The 20,943-nt window shown below is 66.9% G+C and carries 16 protein-coding genes and 3 rRNA genes; 6 read left to right on the top strand and 13 right to left on the bottom strand.

Annotated features, from left to right (window positions below; genetic code table 11):
* Nucleotides 1-50 precede the first annotated feature (50 nt).
* Together rrf and V1460_RS02535 are read right to left on the bottom strand one after the other, a co-directional pair.
* Nucleotides 51-167: ribosomal RNA gene (rrf, locus tag V1460_RS02540) — 5S ribosomal RNA — on the bottom strand.
* A 79-nt stretch (nt 168-246) separates the two neighbouring features.
* Nucleotides 247-3,368: ribosomal RNA gene (locus tag V1460_RS02535) — 23S ribosomal RNA — on the bottom strand.
* A gap of 4 nt (nt 3,369-3,372) precedes the next feature.
* On the opposite strand from V1460_RS02535, the gene V1460_RS02530 reads away from it, so the two are divergent.
* Nucleotides 3,373-3,588: a hypothetical protein gene (locus tag V1460_RS02530; protein ID WP_338671855.1), complete on the top strand. Its 216-nt coding sequence runs from the start codon at nt 3,373-3,375 to the stop codon at nt 3,586-3,588.
* 89 nt (nt 3,589-3,677) lie between these two features.
* Here V1460_RS02530 and V1460_RS02525 read toward each other — a convergent pair.
* Nucleotides 3,678-5,203: ribosomal RNA gene (locus V1460_RS02525) — 16S ribosomal RNA — on the bottom strand.
* Together the 16S, 23S and 5S rRNA genes form the textbook arrangement of a ribosomal RNA operon.
* Nucleotides 5,204-5,835: 632 nt before the next feature.
* A complete protein-coding gene (locus V1460_RS02520; RefSeq protein WP_338671853.1) occupies nt 5,836-6,450 on the bottom strand; it encodes a MarR family transcriptional regulator in 615 nt (204 codons plus the stop codon).
* A 128-nt stretch (nt 6,451-6,578) separates the two neighbouring features.
* On the opposite strand from V1460_RS02520, the gene V1460_RS02515 reads away from it, so the two are divergent.
* Nucleotides 6,579-7,907 (top strand): MFS transporter, encoded by a 1,329-nt coding sequence (locus tag V1460_RS02515; RefSeq protein ID WP_338671852.1) that lies wholly within the window; start codon nt 6,579-6,581, stop codon nt 7,905-7,907.
* Between the two features lie 267 nt (nt 7,908-8,174).
* Here the strand turns inward: V1460_RS02515 and V1460_RS02510 are convergent, their stop codons facing one another.
* Nucleotides 8,175-9,983: an ATP-binding SpoIIE family protein phosphatase gene (locus V1460_RS02510; protein WP_338671851.1), complete on the bottom strand. Its 1,809-nt coding sequence runs from the start codon at nt 9,981-9,983 to the stop codon at nt 8,175-8,177.
* 213 nt (nt 9,984-10,196) lie between these two features.
* Nucleotides 10,197-11,714: an NAD(P)/FAD-dependent oxidoreductase gene (locus V1460_RS02505; protein WP_338671850.1), complete on the bottom strand. Its 1,518-nt coding sequence runs from the start codon at nt 11,712-11,714 to the stop codon at nt 10,197-10,199.
* A 337-nt stretch (nt 11,715-12,051) separates the two neighbouring features.
* Between V1460_RS02505 and V1460_RS02500 the strand changes: the two genes are divergently transcribed.
* Nucleotides 12,052-13,047 (top strand): helix-turn-helix domain-containing protein, encoded by a 996-nt coding sequence (locus V1460_RS02500; protein ID WP_338671849.1) that lies wholly within the window; start codon nt 12,052-12,054, stop codon nt 13,045-13,047.
* A 258-nt stretch (nt 13,048-13,305) separates the two neighbouring features.
* On the top strand, nt 13,306-15,447 hold the full coding sequence (locus V1460_RS02495) for a sigma-70 family RNA polymerase sigma factor (protein WP_338671847.1): 2,142 nt from the start codon (nt 13,306-13,308) through the stop codon (nt 15,445-15,447).
* A 236-nt stretch (nt 15,448-15,683) separates the two neighbouring features.
* Here V1460_RS02495 and V1460_RS02490 read toward each other — a convergent pair whose 3' ends face one another.
* The 7 genes from V1460_RS02490 to V1460_RS02460 all read right to left on the bottom strand — a co-directional run bounded on the left by V1460_RS02490 (nt 15,684) and on the right by V1460_RS02460 (nt 19,724).
* A complete protein-coding gene (locus V1460_RS02490) occupies nt 15,684-16,094 on the bottom strand; it encodes a hypothetical protein (RefSeq protein WP_338671845.1) in 411 nt (136 codons plus the stop codon).
* Nucleotides 16,095-16,111: 17 nt separating this feature from the next.
* Nucleotides 16,112-17,233 carry an ATP-grasp peptide maturase system methyltransferase gene (gene tgmC / locus V1460_RS02485; RefSeq protein WP_338671844.1) on the bottom strand — a complete coding sequence of 374 codons (1,122 nt, stop codon included), beginning with the start codon at nt 17,231-17,233 and terminating at the stop codon, nt 16,112-16,114.
* Nucleotides 17,226-18,212: an ATP-grasp ribosomal peptide maturase gene (tgmB, locus tag V1460_RS02480; protein WP_338671842.1), complete on the bottom strand. Its 987-nt coding sequence runs from the start codon at nt 18,210-18,212 to the stop codon at nt 17,226-17,228. Before tgmB ends, tgmC begins: the two co-directional genes overlap by 8 nt.
* Nucleotides 18,213-18,223: 11 nt before the next feature.
* The gene (gene tgmA / locus V1460_RS02475; RefSeq protein ID WP_338671841.1) at nt 18,224-18,496 is read right to left on the bottom strand and encodes a putative ATP-grasp-modified RiPP; all 273 of its coding nucleotides are present in this window, start codon (nt 18,494-18,496) and stop codon (nt 18,224-18,226) included.
* A 177-nt stretch (nt 18,497-18,673) separates the two neighbouring features.
* Complete coding sequence (locus V1460_RS02470) at nt 18,674-19,045, bottom strand: hypothetical protein (RefSeq protein WP_338671839.1); 372 nt, start codon at nt 19,043-19,045, stop codon at nt 18,674-18,676.
* Between the two features lie 116 nt (nt 19,046-19,161).
* Complete coding sequence (locus V1460_RS02465) at nt 19,162-19,437, bottom strand: hypothetical protein (protein ID WP_338671837.1); 276 nt, start codon at nt 19,435-19,437, stop codon at nt 19,162-19,164.
* Nucleotides 19,434-19,724, bottom strand: coding sequence for a hypothetical protein (locus V1460_RS02460; protein ID WP_338671835.1), 291 nt, complete (start codon nt 19,722-19,724; stop codon nt 19,434-19,436). Before V1460_RS02460 ends, V1460_RS02465 begins: the two co-directional genes overlap by 4 nt.
* Nucleotides 19,725-19,814: 90 nt before the next feature.
* On the opposite strand from V1460_RS02460, the gene V1460_RS02455 reads away from it, so the two are divergent.
* Together V1460_RS02455 and V1460_RS02450 are read left to right on the top strand one after the other, a co-directional pair.
* Nucleotides 19,815-20,645 (top strand): helix-turn-helix transcriptional regulator, encoded by an 831-nt coding sequence (locus V1460_RS02455; protein WP_338671833.1) that lies wholly within the window; start codon nt 19,815-19,817, stop codon nt 20,643-20,645.
* A complete protein-coding gene (locus tag V1460_RS02450; protein WP_338671832.1) occupies nt 20,642-20,863 on the top strand; it encodes a DUF397 domain-containing protein in 222 nt (73 codons plus the stop codon). The genes V1460_RS02455 and V1460_RS02450 overlap by 4 nt, the downstream gene beginning before the upstream one ends.
* Nucleotides 20,864-20,943: the final 80 nt, after the last annotated feature.

The following is a 20,943-nucleotide window of genomic DNA, read 5'->3' as shown; positions in this document are numbered from 1 at the left end:
AGAAATGCCTCAACCCCCGGACATGGTCCGGGGGTTGAGGCTGAAGAATTGTTCGGCGGTGTCCTACTCTCCCACAGGGTCCCCCCTGCAGTACCATCGGCGCTGAAAGGCTTAGCTTCCGGGTTCGGAATGTAACCGGGCGTTTCCCTAACGCTATGACCACCGAAACACTATGAAGATATCCAACACAAACCAGCAAACAGCCTGTTCGTTACTTCAGAACTAACACAGTGGACGCGAGCAACTGAGGACAAGCCCTCGGCCTATTAGTACCGGTCAACTCCACACGTTACCGTGCTTCCATATCCGGCCTATCAACCCAGTCGTCTACTGGGAGCCTTACCCCATCAAGTGGGTGGGAGTCCTCATCTCGAAGCAGGCTTCCCGCTTAGATGCTTTCAGCGGTTATCCCTCCCGAACGTAGCCAACCAGCCATGCCCTTGGCAGGACAACTGGCACACCAGAGGTTCGTCCGTCCCGGTCCTCTCGTACTAGGGACAGCCCTTCTCAAGACTCCTACGCGCACAGCGGATAGGGACCGAACTGTCTCACGACGTTCTAAACCCAGCTCGCGTACCGCTTTAATGGGCGAACAGCCCAACCCTTGGGACCGACTCCAGCCCCAGGATGCGACGAGCCGACATCGAGGTGCCAAACCATCCCGTCGATATGGACTCTTGGGGAAGATCAGCCTGTTATCCCCGGGGTACCTTTTATCCGTTGAGCGACGGCGCTTCCACAAGCCACCGCCGGATCACTAGTCCCGACTTTCGTCCCTGCTCGACCCGTCGGTCTCACAGTCAAGCTCCCTTGTGCACTTACACTCAACACCTGATTGCCAACCAGGCTGAGGGAACCTTTGGGCGCCTCCGTTACCCTTTAGGAGGCAACCGCCCCAGTTAAACTACCCATCAGACACTGTCCCTGATCCGGATCACGGACCCAGGTTAGACATCCAGCACGACCAGAGTGGTATTTCAACGACGACTCCACAACCACTGGCGTGGCCGCTTCAAAGTCTCCCACCTATCCTACACAAGCCGAACCGAACACCAATATCAAACTGTAGTAAAGGTCCCGGGGTCTTTCCGTCCTGCTGCGCGAAACGAGCATCTTTACTCGTAGTGCAATTTCACCGGGCCTATGGTTGAGACAGTCGAGAAGTCGTTACGCCATTCGTGCAGGTCGGAACTTACCCGACAAGGAATTTCGCTACCTTAGGATGGTTATAGTTACCACCGCCGTTTACTGGCGCTTAAGTTCTCAGCTTCGCCCCACCGAAATGGAGCTAACCGGTCCCCTTAACGTTCCAGCACCGGGCAGGCGTCAGTCCGTATACATCGCCTTACGGCTTCGCACGGACCTGTGTTTTTAGTAAACAGTCGCTTCTCGCTGGTCTCTGCGGCCACCCCCAGCTCACCGAGTAAATCGGATCACCAGACGTGGCCCCCCTTCTCCCGAAGTTACGGGGGCATTTTGCCGAGTTCCTTAACCATAGTTCACCCGAACGCCTCGGTATTCTCTACCTGACCACCTGAGTCGGTTTAGGGTACGGGCCGCCATGAAACTCGCTAGAGGCTTTTCTCGACAGCATAGGATCATCCACTTCACCACAATCGGCTCGGCATCAGGTCTCACCCTCGACAAGAGACGGATTTGCCTATCTCTCGGGCTACACCCTTACCCCGGGACAACCACCGCCCGGGCTGGACTACCTTCCTGCGTCACCCCATCACTTACCTACTACCACCTTGGATCAGCGGCTCCACCACTCCGAGATTGTCCGAAGACGCACCCGACGGCTTCACGGCCTTAGCATTAATGGATTCGATATTGGGCGCTTCAAAGCGGGTACCGGAATATCAACCGGTTGTCCATCGACTACGCCTGTCGGCCTCGCCTTAGGTCCCGACTTACCCTGGGCAGATCAGCTTGACCCAGGAACCCTTAGTCAATCGGCGCACACGTTTCCCACGTGTGTATCGCTACTCATGCCTGCATTCTCACTCGTGAACCGTCCACAACTCGCTTCCGCGGCTGCTTCACCCGGCACACGACGCTCCCCTACCCATCACAGTCCCCGTTAGGAGTACATACTGCAATGACACGACTTCGGCGGTACGCTTGAGCCCCGCTACATTGTCGGCGCGGAATCACTTGACCAGTGAGCTATTACGCACTCTTTCAAGGGTGGCTGCTTCTAAGCCAACCTCCTGGTTGTCTCTGCGACTCCACATCCTTTCCCACTTAGCGTACGCTTAGGGGCCTTAGTCGATGCTCTGGGCTGTTTCCCTCTCGACCATGGAGCTTATCCCCCACAGTCTCACTGCCGCGCTCTCACTTACCGGCATTCGGAGTTTGGCTAAGGTCAGTAACCCGGTAGGGCCCATCGCCTATCCAGTGCTCTACCTCCGGCAAGAAACACACGACGCTGCACCTAAATGCATTTCGGGGAGAACCAGCTATCACGGAGTTTGATTGGCCTTTCACCCCTAACCACAGGTCATCCCCCAGGTTTTCAACCCTGGTGGGTTCGGTCCTCCACGAAGTCTTACCTCCGCTTCAACCTGCCCATGGCTAGATCACTCCGCTTCGGGTCTTGAGCGTGCTACTCCAACGCCCTATTCGGACTCGCTTTCGCTACGGCTTCCCCACACGGGTTAACCTCGCAACACACCGCAAACTCGCAGGCTCATTCTTCAAAAGGCACGCAGTCACGAGAATGTGTAAACACACTCCGACGCTCCCACGGCTTGTAGGCACACGGTTTCAGGTACTATTTCACTCCGCTCCCGCGGTACTTTTCACCATTCCCTCACGGTACTATCCGCTATCGGTCACCAGGGAATATTTAGGCTTAGCGGGTGGTCCCGCCAGATTCACACGGGATTTCTCGGGCCCCGTGCTACTTGGGAATAACTCAAACGAGCCGCTGATGTTTCAGCTACGGGGGTCTTACCCTCTACGCCGGGCCTTTCGCATGCCCTTCGCCTACATCAACGGTTTCTGACTCGCCGACCAACCGGCAGATTGGTCAAAAGAAATCCCACAACCCCGCATGCGCAACCCCTGCCGGGTCTCACACACATACGGTTTGGCCTCATCCGGTTTCGCTCGCCACTACTCCCGGAATCACGGTTGTTTTCTCTTCCTGAGGGTACTGAGATGTTTCACTTCCCCTCGTTCCCTCCACACTGCCTATGTGTTCAGCAGCGGGTGACAGTCCATGACGACTGCCGGGTTTCCCCATTCGGACACCCCCGGATCAAAGCTCGGTTGACAGCTCCCCGGGGCCTATCGTGGCCTCCCACGTCCTTCATCGGTTCCTGGTGCCAAGGCATCCACCGTGCGCCCTTAAAAACTTGGCCACAGATGCTCGCGTCCACTGTGCAGTTCTCAAGCAACGACCAGCCACCCACCACCCCGCTGAGCAACAGCGAGTTCACTGGGGCCGGCAACCCGAAGGACGAGCAACGCTCGCACCCTCAGACACCCAACAGCGCGCCCGACATCCCCGCCAAACCCTCAACCGTTCCACGCTCCGAAGAGCAGTACTGGGAAGAGAACCCGACCGAGTATGCCGAATAATCAACGTTCCACCCATGAGCAACCAGCATCGGACGTTCGCCGATGTTCTGGCCTCTGACCGACCGAAGCCGGTAAGAAATGCTCCTTAGAAAGGAGGTGATCCAGCCGCACCTTCCGGTACGGCTACCTTGTTACGACTTCGTCCCAATCGCCAGTCCCACCTTCGACAGCTCCCTCCCACAAGGGGTTGGGCCACCGGCTTCGGGTGTTACCGACTTTCGTGACGTGACGGGCGGTGTGTACAAGGCCCGGGAACGTATTCACCGCAGCAATGCTGATCTGCGATTACTAGCAACTCCGACTTCATGGGGTCGAGTTGCAGACCCCAATCCGAACTGAGACCGGCTTTTTGAGATTCGCTCCGCCTCGCGGCTTCGCAGCTCTTTGTACCGGCCATTGTAGCACGTGTGCAGCCCAAGACATAAGGGGCATGATGACTTGACGTCGTCCCCACCTTCCTCCGAGTTGACCCCGGCAGTCTCCTGTGAGTCCCCATCACCCCGAAGGGCATGCTGGCAACACAGAACAAGGGTTGCGCTCGTTGCGGGACTTAACCCAACATCTCACGACACGAGCTGACGACAGCCATGCACCACCTGTATACCGACCACAAGGGGGCGACCATCTCTGGCCGTTTCCGGTATATGTCAAGCCTTGGTAAGGTTCTTCGCGTTGCGTCGAATTAAGCCACATGCTCCGCTGCTTGTGCGGGCCCCCGTCAATTCCTTTGAGTTTTAGCCTTGCGGCCGTACTCCCCAGGCGGGGAACTTAATGCGTTAGCTGCGGCACCGACGACGTGGAATGTCGCCAACACCTAGTTCCCAACGTTTACGGCGTGGACTACCAGGGTATCTAATCCTGTTCGCTCCCCACGCTTTCGCTCCTCAGCGTCAGTAATGGCCCAGAGATCCGCCTTCGCCACCGGTGTTCCTCCTGATATCTGCGCATTTCACCGCTACACCAGGAATTCCGATCTCCCCTACCACACTCTAGCCTGCCCGTATCGAATGCAGACCCGGAGTTAAGCCCCGGGCTTTCACATCCGACGCGACAAGCCGCCTACGAGCTCTTTACGCCCAATAATTCCGGACAACGCTCGCGCCCTACGTATTACCGCGGCTGCTGGCACGTAGTTAGCCGGCGCTTCTTCTGCAGGTACCGTCACTCTCGCTTCTTCCCTGCTGAAAGAGGTTTACAACCCGAAGGCCGTCATCCCTCACGCGGCGTCGCTGCATCAGGCTTTCGCCCATTGTGCAATATTCCCCACTGCTGCCTCCCGTAGGAGTCTGGGCCGTGTCTCAGTCCCAGTGTGGCCGGTCGCCCTCTCAGGCCGGCTACCCGTCGTCGCCTTGGTAGGCCATCACCCCACCAACAAGCTGATAGGCCGCGGGCTCATCCTGCACCGCCGGAGCTTTCAACCCTCCCCCATGCGGAGGAGAGTGGTATCCGGTATTAGACCCCGTTTCCAGGGCTTGTCCCAGAGTGCAGGGCAGATTGCCCACGTGTTACTCACCCGTTCGCCACTAATCCACCCCGAAAGGCTTCATCGTTCGACTTGCATGTGTTAAGCACGCCGCCAGCGTTCGTCCTGAGCCAGGATCAAACTCTCCGTGAATGCTTCCCCGTAATCGGGGCGAACACCACGAGAGCGGTGCGACCAGGAGGAATAGTCCCGATCGCACACAGCGTCCTCGCTGTGTTTTTTCAAAGGAACCTCGACCATCCGAACCGGATGGACGGGGTATCAACTAATCTGGCGTTGATTTTTGGCACGCTGTTGAGTTCTCAAGGAACGGACGCTTCCTTCGTACTCACCCACGGAACATTCTCCGAGGCTTTCCTCCGGGCGCTTCCCTTCGGTGTTTCCAGCTTAGCAGATCCGATTTCCGTTTCCGCCACCCGCTTGAGCGGGCTGCCGGGCCGTTCTTTCGCTTTCGCGATTTCCCTTTCCGGCGTTTCCGACTCTATCAGATCCTTTCGGGCCCGACTCCCAGTCAGAGAGGGTTTGCCTTCCCGGCCTCGCGGCCGTTCCGACGCTCAAACTCTAGCGGATTTCCCGAGCGGCTCATAATCGAGCCTTTCGAAATGAATTTCGACATGCGAAATCCATCCCGGATGGGAGTCGTTCGGAGTTTGGTTGCCACTGTTCGCGGCGGGATGGTCGCCGCGGCGCCGTACCGGCTCCGTGACAACTCGAAGAACCCTACGGATCGCCCATGGACGTGTCAACCTGACCCGGCCGCTCATCTACTCCAGGTCGCTCAGCCGGCCGCCGGCGTCCGGCAGGGTGTTCTCCACACGGCGCAGCAGGCGGATCAGCACCTCGCCCAGAACCCCGCGCTCTTCGCTCGACAGGTCCTGCAGCAGCTCTTCCTCGAAGTCGGATGCCATGCGCATCGCCTCAAGCCACTTCGTGCGTCCTACGTCCGTCAGCTCGACGATGACACGCACCCGGTTGTTCTCGTCGCGGTCGCGGGTTACCAGGCCCTCGCTCGCCATGCGGTCGATGCGGTGGGTCATGGCGGCCGGGGTGAGTCCGAGGCGCTTGGCGAGTTCACCAGGGCCGAGGCGGTAGGGCTCGCCCGAAAGGACGAGGGTCTTCAGGACCTCCCACTCGGCGTTGCTGATGCCGAGGGTCGCGACCTGGCGCCCGTACGCGACGTTCATCCGGCGGTTGAGCCTGCCGAGGGCGGAGACGACTTTCTCGACCTGAGGGTCGAGGTCCCTGAACTCCCGCTGATACGCGGCGATCTGCTCATCGAGGCTCGGCTCCTGCGGGAGCTGCTCCGCCTGCTGCGAGGAGCCGGGTGCGGTCTTGGCTCGGCGTTGCACGCGGCCAGGACGGTCGGGGGTGTCGGGCATGGCGCCACTATCCCATGACTCCGGTTGGCTTCTAAGTCCTTCGATGTGTACTGTTAAGGCCTTAACTTTAGATTCGAAGTCTTGAAGTTTCAGTCCTCCCGATTCCAACCAGACCGAGGTAGGTGAGTGTGACCAGGGTGAGGGGCGCCGCGCTGCGCCGGATCCAGACGGGGAACGCGCTGAGCGCGTTCGGGCTCGGCTTCACGGTTCCGTATCTCTATGTGTACGTGGCCCAGGTGCGCGGCCTCGGTGCCACGACGGCGGGTGCCGTACTCGCCGTGTTCGCCATGGCCGCGCTGGTCGTGCTGCCCTTCACCGGGCGGGCCATCGACCGCAGAGGCCCACTGCCCGTGGTGGTCGTGGCCTCACTGCTCGCCTCGGCCGGCGCCATGGGCATGGGCCTCTCCGGGAGCGTGGCGACGGCCGTGCTGTCGGCGGCAGTGCTCGGCGCGGGCACGGCCGTGATGCAACCCGCCCTGGCCACCATGATCGTCTGGTGCTCCACACCCTCCGCTCGCACCCGCGCCTTCGCGACGCAGTTCTTCCTCCAGAATCTGGGACTCGGGGTCGGCGGGCTGATCGGCGGCCAGATCGTGGACCAGAGCAGGCCGGACAGCTTCATCCTGCTCTTCGGTGTCGAGGCCGCGATGTTCGCCGTACTGGCCGCGCTCGCGGCGACCGTCCGGCTGCCCGACTCACCGGCGCTCCGTGGCGCGCTGCCCCAGGACGCGGATGCCAAGTCCAGGGTCGGGCTCCGGGCGCTGCTCGGGCACCGGGCCATGGTCCAGTTGTGCGTGCTGGGCTTCGTCCTCTTCTTCGCCTGCTACGGACAGTTCGAGTCCGGGCTCGCGGCCTATGGCACGGAGGCGGCCGGCATCGGCCCTGAGACGCTGGGCTACGCCCTCGCCGCGAACACCGCGGTGATCGTGATCGCGCAGTTCCTCGTCCTGAGGTACGTCGAGCGGCATCGCCGCAGCCGGGTGATCGCCGCCGTCGGCCTGCTCTGGGCGGTCGCCTGGCTGCTCGCGGGGTACGCCGGTCTCGGACAGGGCAGCCAGGCCATGGCGGCTGCCGCGTTCATCGCGACATACGGACTCTTCGGGCTCGGTGAGGCGATGTTGTCGCCGACCGTGGCGCCGATGGTCGCCGATCTGGCACCGGAATCGATGGTCGGGCAGTACAACTCGGCGTTCGCTCTGGTCAAGCAGCTGGCGCTGGCTGTGGGGCCGGCCGTCGGCGGTCCGATGGGCGCCACGCTGCACGGTCCGTACATCGTGACCTTCGTGCTCTTCTCACTCGGCATCACCGCACTGGCGCTGCGCCTGGGCAAGCGGCTCACTCTCGGGCAGGACCATCCGGCCCTCGCCGCCAGGTCGCGGATCGTGGCGCAGCGCACGCCTCCCCACGAGAGCCGTGACAGGCAAGAGCACCGGAAGAGCGTCGAGGCCGCCGCATAGGTCCTGTCCGGGCTGATCCTCGAAGATCACCCGAACAGGAACCGCTGTGCAGGAACGCCCGGTCAGGAACTACGGGAACTAATACGGGAACTAGGGCGTGTTGCGAAAGTAGCTCCGTCCGCCCGCAGGGCGGGGCCTGCGGCGTCTGGTGCGTGCGATCGCAAGGCGGAGGATCATCCCCGTACTGGACGTACGTGGATGACTCCGACAACGCAGCGAGCGTGCGTGCCAGGCGTCGCGGGTCAGGAGGGACTTTCGCAACACGCCCTAAGCGGTCCCATCCGGGTGATCGGGCTGGTCGGGCTGGTCCGGCAGGGCGAACTCGCACCACACCGCCTTGCCGCCGCCCGGAGTACGGCGACTGCCCCAGGACGAGGCGATCGTCGCGACGATCGAGATACCGCGGCCCGCCTCGTCCTCCGATTCGGCGCGGCGCCGGCGCGGCAGGTGGTCGTCGCCGTCCGTCACCTCGATGATCAGGCGCCGGTCGGTGCGGCGCAGTCGCAGCCGCATGGGTGGTGTGCCGTGCTGGAGCGAGTTGGCGACGAGTTCGCTGGCCGCGAGCACCCCCAGATCGCACAGCTCCACCGGGAAGCGCCAGGAGGCGAGCACCCCGGAGGCGAAGGCTCGGGCGCGGGGCGCGGCTTCGATACCGCCGAGCAGCTCCAGGGCGGCGTTGTGGAAGAGCTCGGCGTCCGCTCCCGCGCGGGTGGGGTGCTGCAGGACGAGCACGGCGACGTCGTCGTCGTGCTCAGCGGTCACTCCGAGGGAGCGGATCAGCCGGTCGCAGACCACCTGCGGAGTGCCGCTGGCGCCCGCGAGCGCCTGCTCCAGGGCTGCCACGCCCTGGTAGATGTCCTCGCCGCGACGCTCGACCAGGCCGTCCGTGTAGAGCACGGCGAGAGAGCCGGGAGGCAGCGGCATCGTGCCGGACGTATGCAGCCAGCCACCCGTGCCGAGTGGGGGGCCGGTCGGTTCCTCCGCACGGTGCACCACACCGTCCGCGTCCCGTACGAGGATCGGCAGATGGCCGGCCGACGCGTACACGAGACAGCCCTCGTTGGGGTCGTGGACGGCGTACACACAGGTGGCGATCTGGGTGGCGTCGATCTCGGAGGCCAGTCCGTCGAGCAGTTGGAGCACCTCGTGCGGCGGCAGGTCGAGCCGGGCGTAGGCGCGGACGGCCGTGCGCAGTTGTCCCATGACGGCCGCCGCTCGTACGCCGCGGCCCATGACGTCTCCGATGACCAGGGCCGTGCGTCCGGCACCGAGAGTGATCACGTCGTACCAGTCGCCGCCGACCGCGGCGTCCGTGCCGCCCGGGCGGTACTCGGCGGCGATTCGCAGGTCGTCGGGCTGTTCGAGCTCCTGCGGGAGCAGCGAGCGCTGGAGGGTGACCGCGGTCTCGCGGTGGCGGCGCTCGCTGGCGCGCAGTCGCTCGGCGGCTTCGGCGTGGTCGGTGACGTCGGCAGCGAACACAAGGACGCCGCTGTCGTGACCGGGGGCGAGAGCAGGAGCGAGGGCGGCGGCCGGCAGGCAGGTGATCGTGTACGAACCTCCCCCCTGTACCCGGCGGGACTTCACGGTGCGCTGCTTGCCGCTGCGCAGGACCTGGTCCATCAGCGGCAGCAGTCCCAGCTGCACAATCTCGGGACATGCCTCGGCGACCGGGGCGCCGGTGGGGCGCCGGCCGAAGGCCGCGGTGTACGCGTCGTTGAGGTACGCGATGCGGTGCTCCGGGCCGTGGACGAGGGCGACGAGCGCGGGGAGGCGGCCGAGCAGCTCCCGTACGGCGAACTGCTCCAGCGTGGGTGTCCCGTGCGACTCGTGGGTCTCGGCCCCACCGCCCGTGCGTCCGCTGCCGGCGCCCCCAGTGCTCTCGTTGCTCGCGGCAGCGTTCGACGCTGCCCCGGCGTCGGAGGCATCCGAAGCATCGCGGGCATCGGAGTTCGGGGACGGCGGCTCGGGTCGCCGGTCGTACTCACCGCGGGCCGCGGGCACGGAGCCGCGGTCGATCCGCGCTGCCGCGCGACGCTGCGTGCCGGGGAGCCGGGCGCTCCAACGCGTGAAGTTCACGGATTCTCAAGCCTCGCGTGTTCTTGTGCTGATCGTCTCGGGTAGCAGCGTGGCGGGTGCTGGTCTACTGGTCGTCGTGGGGCATCCCACCACGGGGACGGGGCTCTCCGTTCAGTCGCGGCTCACGCGGGTCGCGCCGATACTCCATCACTAGCAGGTCTCGGCGCGCCTATCGTCACACGCACAGTGTGGCCGACCGCACCGGCAGAAGGGTCAATCCTCCGCGCGATCCTCACTCGTCCGTGCTCCTTGGCTACCCTTCCCACCGCTCTCACCACGGCTCCTCCCCCGGCTCTTGCCTCGGCTCTTGCCGAGAACGGGCGGATCCTCATGTCGGCGTGTCAGGGGTTTGGAGGGAACGGCACCAGCGGCGAGTTCGAACTCCGCGCGGGGGTGTTCGAGTGAGCCGAGCGAGACGATCTCCCTCGTGAAGAGCCCGGAAAGAGTCCACTCCGCCAGAATGCGCGCCTTCCGGTTGAGCGTGGGCATCCGGCTGAGGTGGTACACGCGGTGCATCAGCCATGCGGGATACCCCTTGAGCTTGCGCCCGTACACGTGGGCGACGCCCTTGTGCAGCCCCAGCGATGCCACGGAGCCGACGTATGCGTGTGCGTACTCCTTGAGTGGCTGTCCGCGCAGCGAGGCGATGATGTTCTCGGCGAGCACCTTGGTCTGGCGGACTGCGTGCTGGGCGTTCGGAGCCGTCACCGTGCCGGGCACCGAGGACGTCACGTCGGGTACGGCGGCCGCGTCACCGGCCGCCCAGGCGTGTTCGACGCCCTCGACGGTGAGCTGCGGGGTGCACTTGAGACGGCCGTGTTCGTTGAGCGGCAGGTCGGTCTCGGCGAGGACGGGCGCGGGCTTGACGCCCGCGGTCCACACGACGGTGCGGGTGGGGAAGCGACTGCCGTCGCTGAGGACGGCGACACGGTTCTCGCACGACTCCAGCCGGGTCTCCAGCCGTACGTCGATGTTGCGGCGGCGCAGCTCCCGCACGGTGTACGTGCCCATCTCCTCGCCGACTTCGGGGAGGATGCGGCCGCTCGCCTCCACCAGGACCCATTTCATGTCGCTCGGCTTGATGTTGTGGTAGTAGCGCGTGGCGTAACGGGCCATGTCCTCCAGCTCGCCGAGCGCCTCGACACCCGCGAAACCGCCGCCGACGACCATGAAGGTGAGGGCGGCGTCGCGCAAGGCCGGTTCCCGGGTGGACGAGGCGATGTCCATCTGCTCGATGACGTGGTTGCGCAGGCCGATGGCCTCCTCGACCGACTTGAAGCCGATTCCGTAGGCGGCGAGGCCGGGGACGGGGAGGGTGCGCGAGATCGAGCCGGGAGCGATGATCAACTCGTCGTAGCCGATCTCGACCGGACCCGTCCCGTCGTCGTCCGCGGCGAGGGTGGTGACGGTCGCGGTGCGCTTGGCGTGGTCGACGGCCCTGGCCTCACCGATGAGGAGGGTGCATCGTTCCAGGACACGGCGGAGCGGGACGACGACATGGCGCGGCGAGATGTTCCCCGCGGCGGCTTCGGGCAGGAACGGCTGGTAGGTCATGTAGGGCTCATGGGTGACCACGAGGATCTCGATCTCACCGCGGTCCAGCTCGCCCCTGAGTCTCTTCTGGAGGCGAAGCGCGGTGTACATCCCCACGTAGCCTCCGCCGACGACGAGGATGCGGGTGCGCGGCGAAGTGCCGGGGGTCGCGTCCCGGTTGTATGCAGCCTTCACCATCCCATGACGCAACGGCATCAGGAGTTTGTCCACAGGCTCGTCAAATTGTGTGACCGGAGATTCAAGCCGACACCACTGGTCCGATTTGCGAGTATAGGGGAAAATGTCCAGGTCAGGATGGGTGTGGAGGGTAGGGGGAGCGGAGGGAATCGGGAACGTTCCGGCTCTTGCTCCGATCGGGGGGCACACCGTGCGGAAGAGCCCCTTCTGAATTGACCGCGACTCAACTATGTTCGTACATCGCCGGGGGACAGGACGGTGACTGGTCCTATTCACCCCGGCAGCCAGGGGAGGGCGTCTCCGGGGGGAGACACCAATCATTACCGGGGGAACAAATATGCATATTCAGGACGCGCATTGGCAGACCGCTGTCACTTCCGACGGCAACGGACGCTCCGTGGCTGGACCGGTCGCGAGCACTGCGGCAGGCGCGGGCATGGGAGTAGGCGCGGGAACGGGCGCCGGGACCGGGACAATGGCCGCGGCGGGTTCCGCCGGTGCCACGGGGGCGCTCGGCGGCTCTCTGGCCGGAGGCGGCATCGGCGCGGGAGCGCGGCGGGCGTCACCGCTGCGGGTGGACGCACAACGCAATCTCGAGCATGTGCTGCGGGCCGCTCGCGAGGTGTTCGGCGAGCTGGGATACGGCGCGCCGATGGAGGACGTGGCGCGCCGGGCGCGTGTGGGCGTCGGCACTGTCTACCGGCGCTTCCCGAGCAAGGACGTGCTGGTACGGCGGATCGCCGAGGAGGAGACCTCCCGGCTCACCGAGCAGGCACGCGCCGCACTGGGGCAGGAGGAGGAGCCGTGGTCGGCACTCTCCCGCTTCCTGCGGACCTCCGTCGCCTCGGGTGCGGGCCGGCTGCTGCCGCCGCACGTGCTGCGGGTCGGTGTGGACGTGGACGACTCGACGGTCGTCCCGGACGTCATCGGCGCCGGCGGGCAGGATGCTCGCCGGGACGACTGCGAGCAGGCGGGAAGCGTGGGCTCCGAGCCGAGGGTGCCGCAGCAGCGGCAGAGCTTCGAGGCGCATGTCAGGCACGACGAGCAGCCCGATCCGCGTGCGGGCTCCGGGGCGACCGGAACACGGCAGTCCGTCGACCGGCAGTCGGCCGATCCGGATGACGCCGGCGCCGGAGAGCTGCTGGAGGTCGTCGGGCAGCTGGTGGACCGCGCCCGGGGCGCGGGCGAGCTGAGGCGCGATGTCACGGTGGCCGATGTGCTGCTGGTGATAGCCACGGCCGCGCCGTCGCTTCCGGACGCGGCTCAGCAGGCGGCTGCTTCGGCCCGGCTGCTGGACATCCTGCTGGAGGGGCTTCGGTCGCGGCCGATGTAGCCGGAGGAGGGGTCGCCGCCGGGTCGTGAGCACCGTGGGGTGGGCACCGGCGGCCCTCTCCCCGTTGTCACCGCCGAGCACCGGACACCACAGCCCCGTCGACACGTCACGGCGGGTCGCCGCTGCGCCTCATCACCCGTGGTTCGTCCCGATAATCCACCCGGATGGGTGGTTGTCCGGCCGATAAGTCCTGACCATGGTTGTTCTCTGGCACTCTGAGCCGATGTTCGGGTTATGGGGTGTATGGGGGATTCCTCGATGAGTGTTGACGGTCGCGACGAACCACTCGGCGGTGCGAACGAGCCGGGGGCGGGCCGACCGCGCCACGGAGGCATCCCCAGCCAGGGCGGGCCGGGTCGTCCGCGCGCGGGCGGGGCCGCCGGTGAGGGCAGGCAGGTACGGCAGGCGAAGCCCGCCGTACCACCGCAGCGCGGTGCGCGGACGGGGACGGACCGGCCGGGGGGCGCCCCTGAGACCGCGACCCGGGCGATCGGCCTGCCTCCGTCCGATGCGGAGTTGCTCAAGCGGCTGCGGGACGGCGGAGTCAACGGCAAGGGCGACATCAGCGCCTACGAGGAGCTGTTCCGCCGTCACTCGAAGGCCGTGCGCCGCTACGCCCGTACCTGCTGTCGCGACGAGCACACGGCCGAGGACCTGACCGCCGAAGTGTTCGCCCGGACCTGGCACGCGGTGCGGGTCGGAGCCGGGCCCGAACACGCGGTACGGGCGTATCTGCTGACCGCTGTGCGCCGGGTCGCGGCCGACTGGGCCAGAACGGCGAAGCGGGAGCAACTGATCGCCGACTTCGCCGACTTCATCGAATGCACCGCACTCGCCGACCAGACCGCGCAGCCGTCCCCCGCCGCAACCTCCGGCCCGCATACGCCGGGAGCCGACGTACGGGCGATGCAGGCGGCCGAGCGGTCACTGGCGCTGCGGGCCTTCCGCTCACTGCCCGAGCGCTGGCAGGCGGTGCTCTGGCACACGGCTGTCGAGGAGGAGTCGCCCGGCGCTGTGGCACCGCTCTTCGGGCTGAGCGCCAACGCCACCGCCGTCCTCGCCAACCGGGCACGCGAAGGTCTGCGCCAGGCCTATCTCCAAGCGCATGTGAGCGCCTCCCTCACCTCCGGCGGGGACTGCGCGCAGTACGCGGACCGTCTGGGGGCGTATGCCCGGGGACGGCTGCGGATGCGCGCGGAGCGCGGACTGCGCAGGCATCTGGAGGAGTGCTCCCGGTGCCGACTGGCAGCGGGTGAGTTGGAGCAGGTCAACGCGGGGATTCCGGCTGTGGTGCCAGTCGCCGTGATCGGCTGGTTCGCCGCGGGCTACTCGATCAAGGTCACCGGGCTCGCGGCCGGCGGGGTGGCCTCGGCTGGTGCCGTCGGGACCGGTGTCGTCACCGCCGGAAGCGGAGCGGGCGGTGTCGTCACAACCGGCGTCGGTACGGGCGGCGGTACGGCGTCCGGCGGAGCCGGCGGTGTCAGCGGTGCGTGCGGAGCCTCGGGAGCAGCACCGGGGAGTGCCGCGGTGGCGGAGGGACTCGCCGCCCCGGTGAAGGCGGGTCTTGCCGCGGTGGCGGCGGGCGCTGCCGCCACCGCGGCGCTGGTCTGGGCGCTGTCCTCCGCCTTTCCCGAGGTCTCCCGCCCGAGTGTCAGGCCCGGGCCGGTGGCGAAACCGCCCGCCGCGCAGCCCGTCGTACCGGAAGTCGGCAGCACGTCTCCGCAGGACCCGGTGCGCCCCGCCGAGCCCGGAGCGGCCTCCCCGGCGCGCAAGCCCCCGTTTGGGCCGGTCGTCAGGCATGAGCCCGCCACCGTTCCCAAACCTCGGGTCGCGGCCTCCGTCCCGGAGCCCGCGACCACTCCGCAGACGGAACCGGCGCCCACGCCGAGCCCGTCGAAAACCACCCCGGCACCACCCGCCCCGTCGGAGCCGGCGGCAACGGCACAACCACCGGCCCCGGACCCGGGCGCCGTCTACCAGGTGAACCGCCTTCCGTACCGGACGTTCGGCCATCGCGTGGAGCCGGAGATCACGGTCGGCACGGGCAGCTGGCTATGGCAGCGCTGGGGGATGTCGATCGACGGCACCCGGTACGGACACGGCATCTCGGTCCGGGCCCGTTCATCCATCGCCATCGACCTCAACCGCTCGTGCCGCGCCTTCGAAGCAGTGACCGGCGTCGATGACAGCACTCTGGGGCGGGGCGCGGTGCGCTTCTCGGTGTACGGGGACGGGACGCGACTGTGGCAGTCACCGGTGCTGCGCAGGGGTGACACCGCGGTTCCGGTGAACCTCGCCATCGCCGGTCATGGGACGATCCGGCTGGTGGTGGAGCCGCAGACGGCGGTGGGCTCGGTGGCTATGGCGGACTGGGCTCTGGCGCGGATCAGCTGTCCCTGAGCTCCGCGCTCTGTCAAGACCTCCGGCTGTCGAGCCGTCTCCGTCGAACCGTCCCTCCGTGAGGCGGAGTTTCACACGAACCTATGAAGCCCAAAGCGGCCCCGACCGGTGAGGCAACACCGGCGCGCAGTCGGGGCAGGCGTACAGCGTCCACCCCGGACCGCTCGACCTCTCGACGTAGCGCACCGCGACGGGGGCGAGAGTCAGCCGCTCGCAGCGGCAGCAGACAGCGGCGCTCACGCTCCCACCGCCACCCGGACCGTGCGGGTACCGGCGCCGACGTGCACGCCGTGAATCACGGACGGCCCCACGTCGATACCGCGCGCGGCCATGTCGAGCGCCCAGCGCCGTTCCGCCTGCGCGCGGTGTTCCGGGTTGTCCGGGCGCCTGCGCGGCGGTGCGGTGACGTACGGGCGCACGGGGTTGACGGTGTCCACGAACGGCCGCTTCTCGGCCGCCTCGCGGGCATACGGGCTCTTGTGCTCCGGCAGCGTGCGCCGGGGTCGCGGAGACGGGGCGAGCGCCGGTTCCAGCGCGAGGGTGGCGCGGTGCCTCCCGCGAGCGGGCAGCAGCAGCGAGAGCGCGGGCGCGTAGCAGGAAGCCCCGCCCGTGCGCCACGGGGGAACGACGGACGGACGGGGCGGCATGGGGTGTCAGCTCGCGGTCACGCCCAGGTGAGGCGTTGCCCGTCGGGGCCGACGTGCAGCCGCATACGGTCGGCCGACGGACGCCCGTCCGCCTGCCACTGTGCAAGACGCTCCGTGATCTCCTCCCACAGGCGCGCCGTGCCGTCCTGCCGGACCATCCACCGGCCGCCGTCTTGGAAGACAACCGCCCATGTCTCGGCGTCCACGTCGATCACGACGTGTTCCGTTCGGCCGTCCCGTTCGAGGGTGAGCCGCTGTGCGCGCGGCGCGGCGAACTGCGCGACGAACCGGGCGGTCCAGTCGTCGAGCACATCGGCGCCCAGTTCGGCGGGCACCGCGTCGCCCTCGCTGAGGTTCGGCAGGATGCCCAGCGGGGGCGGGCAGTGGGGGCGGGCCAGCATGAACGAGACCTGTCCGCCAAGAACCGGGCCGCTGGCCGTTCCGTCGTTGGTGACCGTGAGCCGTACGAGTTCGGATGCGTGCATCCATCCGCCGACCGTGACCAGGACCTCACCGCCCGGCCGGGTCTGCGCGAGCCAGTCGGCCGGCACGGTGTGCACGCCGCACGTGGCGATCACGCGGTCATACGGGCCGCCCTCCTTGTGGCCCGCCAGTCCGTCACCGACCACGCGGGCAGGCCAGTACCCGGCGCCCGCGAGCGCGATCCCGGCGCGGGCGGATACCTCGGCGTCGACCTCGACCGTGGTCACGTTGTCCTCGCCGACGACATGGCAGAGCAGCGCGGTTGAGTAGCCCGTGCCCGTGCCGATCTCCAGAACGCGCGTCCCCTCGGTCGCCCGCAGGTCTTCGAGCATCCGCACGACCAGACTCGGCAGGGTGGACGACGACGAGGGGGCCGCGGCGATGCGCCCCTCGACCTGGTCGGGGAAGACGCCCCCGGCCACCTGCGTCACGAGGGTGTCGTCTTCGTAGATCCGCGCGAGCCCTTCCGCGGACTCTCCAGCCGCGGGCCGGTACCAGCCGCCGTCTTCGTACTCGAACCAGCCGCGCGAGAGGAACGCCTCACGAGGCACGGACAACACGGCCGCTTCCCATTCCGGGCTACGCAAAGCACCGGTCTTGGACAGGCGCCGCGCGAGGTCGGCCCGTAGATGTTCCGACGGCATGGGGTCACTCATGCTGACTCGCTCCGTTCTCCAACAGGTCTGCGATTGCGGTTGTGATCGGCAGTCCGGCCGCGTCTTCCAGCCACGCCCATTGGCCATTGGGGTTGCACTCCAGAAACCACCATCCGCCGTCCGCCGTCACGGCGAAGTCGAAGGCACCGAAGTTCAGCCCGAAGGCAGCGAGGAACCGCACCAGCGCCCCGCGTATCCCGTCCGGGCAGGCGACCGACTCATAGGTGAGGCTCTGGTACTCGGCTCTCCAGTCCACGACCCCGGGCGGCGCGGTGATCCGGGCGCTGAACACCTGGTCGCCGACGACGACCGCGCGCACGTCCGCCACCTTGGGCACCTGTGCTTGGAACAGGTGCGCGCTGTGGCTCACCGCGCCGTCGACCTCGCCCCCCTCGACCGGGGCGGCCCAGATTCCGGCGGGCTCGCCCTCGACCTCGTACGCCCCCGCGTGCAACGGCTTGTAGATGGTCGGCTGTGCGGCGCAGAACGCCTTGGCCTCCATCGGATCGTTCGTGATCAGGGTGGCCGGGACGGTGAGCCCTACCCGGGCCGCCGCGTCGAGCTGCGCGGGCTTGTACTCCGCCCGCGCGATGGCCTGCGGGTGGCTCAGGTACAGGCACCCCGGCAGCGCGCCCAGCACTCCGCCCAGGCCGCGCCGGTTCTCCTGCGCGGCGAACCGGGCCGCCTGCTCGCCGCTCCCCGTCGGGTAGGGACTCGGCCGACGGTGGTACAGGGCGCGTACGGCGGACAGGTCGGCCGTACGCGCCCCGACCGTCAGCCGCCCGCCCCATCCTCCCCCAGACTTCGTCCGGGAGGTGCCCCCAGCCCCGAGGCGCGCGGCGAGTACCACGGGCGACGGGAAGTCGCGCCCCGGGTCGAACCGGAGGACGGGCACCCGGCGCCGGTTCAGTTCCGCGATGACCAGATCAGCGGTTGCGTCCTCGGACTCCGTGCAGACCAGCACCGGGCGTCCGTCCATGGCATTACCCCCTAGTCCTGCGTCGCGTCGTGGCCGGAGTCGGCATCTACCTTGCCGTCCTTGCCGACCTGTGTGGGCGGGTAGGTGTTCACGCTCGTACCGTGCTTGCCGAGTTCGGCCGGCGTCATCGCTCCGTCCTCCCCGACCCATCGGCCGGTCTGCGTGGCCGGGTCGATGCCCGCGTACCGCCACGTCGAGGGAGCACCGTTGCGCAGCGGAGCCATACGGCCCAGCCCCCACGGGGCCGGTGCGCTGGTCTCCGTACCTGCGAGGCTCGTCTGCAAGCCTCCTCCTTGATCGCTTCGTACGGTGGTTGTAGTGCAGAGCCCACCCCGGTCGGCGCTCGACCTATCCAAGGGTTGCGGGCGGATGATCCAACCGGGGCGGGGTGGTGCCCGCCCCCTGCCGGGGGTGGTGTGGGAGAACCGTGAACAGGTCATCCCCGGCAGGGGGCGGAGTCTTCACAGGTAGAGCTGTCGTTTGCAGTCCCGGCAGTAGGTCTTGCCGTCGCGCTTCTCGGTCTGCCGGTGCTCACACGTCCTGGTCCTGGTCATCGCGTCGTCCCGACTGGGTAGAGCCGCGGGGTACGGATCTCGCTTGCGGCGCGGTAGCCGGTGACGGCCGCCGGAACCGTCCGCGGGCAGAGCGCGCGGCGGGGGCACGTGGGTGGGAACGGCGAAAGTGGCGGACTGCGCGGCGCGGTCGCCGTGCCCGTCCCGGTCGTGCGCCTGGACGCGCACCAGGTGGTCAAGCTCCGCGAGGCAGGGACCACAGGCGTACACGTCACCGGTCGCCCCGGGCGTGGCCACGGAGCCGACCCACAGAACGGCCACGCCCTCACGGCGGCAGTACAGCCAACACACCCCCATCACCCACGCGTTACCGTCGCCCGTCTGCGCGACCAGGGGCCACGCATCGCGCCACGGGCGCTCAACGGTCGGGGCGAACATCACGCCGTACCCCCGTCCGCCCGCGCGAGTCCGGCCAGTTCCGCCGGGGGCCGTATCACCGCATAGTCGCCGAAGTTCCGGCGGTAGCGCCGGTGCCCGGTCTCCTGCGTGTGCTTGCGCTGCCACTCCTCGACCGGCCCCGGGCCGCTGTGCGTGCCAGAGTCGGCCCCGCACTCGGTTTCGTCGCCGGACACGCAGCGCGCTTCGTACTCCGGCTCTGCCGTCGCGTCCTGCTCGATGGTGAACGGGACGTAGCGGAACACGCGTCGGGTCATCGCGCCGCCCCCTGCCGGGGCTGGAGAGCGGCGGCGAGCGCGCGGGCGGTGGCCACGTTGCAGCGCCCCAAGTCGATCAACGCGAGCGGGGCAGGCCCGACGCACGAAGCGGCGTCGAGCCCGAGGGACGGCAACGTCACTCCCGCCGCCTTGAGCGCGTCGCGCAGTTCGTCGCGCGCCCGTTCGGCGTCTCTGACCTTGTCCGTGCCCGCCTGCTGCCTGCCTGCCTGCCGTTGCCATGCGTTCCACTCCGTACGTTCGCCCTGTCGCCCGCGGTGGGGATCCACTACGTTGCGTGTCTCAAGCGTTGCCCTGCATGACGAAGATCGACAGGTGTTCATGTCCCCAGTTGCCTTTGGGGAGATGGGAGAGAGACAGTGCCGGCACGTCCACGCGAACTGACACCCGATCGAAGCGCCCGACATCTGTTCGGGGCGAAGATGCGCGCCCACAGAGAGCGGGCGGGAATGAGCCTTGAGGGACTGTCAAACGTCGTGAGGATCAGCCGTAGTCACCTGTCCCGCATCGAGACGGCCGAAGCCATGCCGCCCCCGTCACTGCCGGCGATGCTGGACGCGGCCTTTGGAACAGACGGAATCTTTGAGGAGCTGTACCGGCTTGCAAGCAAGGAAATCCACCCGGACCAGTTCCAACGCCGGATGGAGCTTGAGGCACGGGCCGTGCTCATCGAGGAGTACAGCCCGCAGATCGTGCCTGGCCTCGTACAGACGGAGGACTACGCCCGTGCTCAGTTCGTCGTATCCAATCCCAAGGCGACACGGGACGAGATCGAGGAACTGGTCACGGCTCGCATGATCCGGCACGCCCGGTTGGAGGCTGACCCTCCGCCGGACCTCTCCTTGATCCTCGATGAGGCAGTGCTACGGCGCGCCTTCGGCGGACCGTCGGTCATGCACGCACAACTCGTCCGCCTCGCTGAGATGGCGCTCACACCAACGACCGTGATTCAGGTTCTCCCGTTCACACACGGGGGACATCCTTTGGTAGGGGGTTCCCTGACGCTGATGACCTTGGACGATGGCGCGCGGGTGGCCTACGAAGAGAGCATCACGACCGGGACGTTACTGGAAGACCTGAGCATCGTCGCGGAGCGTCAGCGGGCCTACGATCTGCTCAGGGCATGCGCCCTGTCGCCGGGTGACTCGGCGGCGTTCATCCGGTCCTTAATGGAGGCACTACCGACATGAGCACCACCCCTGATCTCTCCCGCGCGGAGTGGGTCAAGTCGAGCTACAGCGGTAACGGAGGCGGCAACTGTGTTGAGTGGGCACCGGCTTACATCAACTCAGGCATCATCCCCGTCCGTGACAGCAAGGACTCACACGGCCCGGCGCTCACTTTCGAGCCGTCGGCGTGGTCGTCGTTCGTCGATGCCGTCCAGCGTGACGAGTTCCGCACTGTGTGACCTTGACCCGACTCTGATTCACCGGCCCTCGCCACACGGCGGGGGCCGTTGCCGTGTCGGCACACGGCGCGGGCCGCGCG

Origin of the sequence: Streptomyces sp. SCSIO 30461, assembly GCF_037023745.1 — a bacterium.
Lineage (GTDB): Bacteria > Actinomycetota > Actinomycetes > Streptomycetales > Streptomycetaceae > Streptomyces.
The sequence above is the reverse complement of the archived record's forward strand: the minus strand, read 5'-3'. Positions and strand labels throughout refer to the sequence as shown.